This window comes from Vibrio sp. 10N.222.55.C6, from assembly GCF_041473395.1.
Taxonomy (GTDB): Bacteria; Pseudomonadota; Gammaproteobacteria; order Enterobacterales; family Vibrionaceae; genus Vibrio; species Vibrio crassostreae_C.
The window spans coordinates 1-382 of sequence record NZ_JBFRSD010000730.1; the positions used below are offsets into that span (position 1 = coordinate 1).

1 pseudogene is annotated in these 382 nt (G+C 47.9%); it reads right to left on the reverse strand.

The features are described 5' to 3' along the window. Nucleotides 1–382, reverse strand: a pseudogene (locus tag AB4486_RS25865) (hypothetical protein); the annotation flags it as partial.

Below are 382 nucleotides of genomic sequence, written 5' to 3' on the forward strand. Positions count from 1 at the left end.
CGCACGACCGTGTTCAACTCAGTCAAGGTTGCTTTCGACTCGCGGCCCGCTTGGTTGAACCACCAGTAGTCGATAGTCGCTAATTCAGCGTAAGTATAAACAGACTCGCCCAAATCTTCCGGTGATGAAGGAGCACCATTTTGGCTTTCACACTCTGCGCCAGATATTGTGATTGCTAAGTCTGAGAAGACCATTCTCATGACTGCACTTTGTCCATCGCCACAAATCGCGGTGGTGTCCCATGTACCTGTGAAGTCGACGTAGCGCTCGGCATCTTTTGAATCAACTTCATAATAGTAACCAACGCGCTCTGTTGCACGAGATGGGTCATTGTTAGGGTCATCGCCTAGTGTTTCTTTTTTAACGATCTCGGAATAAATAC